This is a genomic window from Ruminococcus sp. 210702-SL.1.03, assembly GCF_020559915.1.
Taxonomy (GTDB): domain Bacteria; phylum Bacillota; class Clostridia; order Oscillospirales; family Ruminococcaceae; genus YE71.
In genome coordinates this window covers 1-931 of sequence record NZ_JAJCLZ010000104.1, presented here as the reverse complement: position 1 = coordinate 931, position 931 = coordinate 1, and the positions used below count along the sequence as shown (strand labels likewise).

Genomic DNA, 931 nt, shown 5'->3' with positions numbered 1-931 from the left:
CTCTGCCCGGTGACAGCATTGACCTTGCATATCCAAATATGAATTCAAGGAGAGGGAGAGTAGGAAAGGAGATAGCTCATACCCTTACAACAAGCTGTAATCAGGGATATTACGCATTGGGGATAGATATGAATCCCGAACCGAAAGTTACGGAATTAGCACGCTGTATAACGTCAAGGCAGGACAGCGGTATCGGTCATCACAAAGGCGAAAAATCCGGAGTTGTCCTCATAACAGACCCGATAGCTGTGCTTGACCCTGCAAAAGCAGAAACAAGACAGCAAGGCAGAAGATTTAAACTTCCAAACGAGCCTATGTTTACTTTGACCGTTACTGACAGACACGGCGTTGTTTACTGCGGGTATATCAGAAAGCTTATGCCGTTGGAGTGCTGGAGACTGCAGGGCTTTACAGATGAGCAGTTTGAAAGGGTGAAAGCCACAGGAATGTCTGACGCTCAGCTTTACAAACAGGCAGGAAATGCAGTGACAACTAATGTTATTGAGGCTCTGGCAAAGTATATTTTAGAAATTGAAAGGGAGAATACAAATGGATAATACGATAAAAACATTTGTGAATGAGGAGTTTGGCTCGGTGAGAACTATCGAGGAAAACGGGAAAATACTTTTCTGCGGCTCTGATGTTGCAAAGGCATTAGGGTACAGAAGGCCAAAAGATGCGATAAATGCTCATTGTAAGGGGGCTGTAAAACGCCGCCTCCTTACAAATGGCGGTGCACAGGAAATGAAAATGATATCCGAAGGTGATGTGTACCGCCTTATATCCCACTCCAGACTTCCCTCTGCTGAGAAATTTGAAAGCTGGATATTTGACGATGTCCTCCCAACTATACGCAGAACAGGCGGTTATGTTTCGAACGAAGAAATGTTTATTGAAAACTACCTGCCCTTCCTCGACGAACCGTACAAAA

At 44.6% G+C, this 931-nt stretch carries 2 protein-coding genes; both read left to right on the top strand.

The window, feature by feature from the left end; all coding sequences use genetic code 11:
* Positions 1 to 557: DNA cytosine methyltransferase (locus tag LI114_RS13605; protein ID WP_227221115.1), on the top strand; the 557-nt coding region annotated here is incomplete at its 5' end.
* Positions 550 to 931, top strand: a 382-nt coding sequence (locus tag LI114_RS13600; RefSeq protein ID WP_264468344.1) for a Bro-N domain-containing protein, incomplete at its 3' end; no start/stop codon positions are given. The genes LI114_RS13605 and LI114_RS13600, both read left to right, overlap by 8 nt.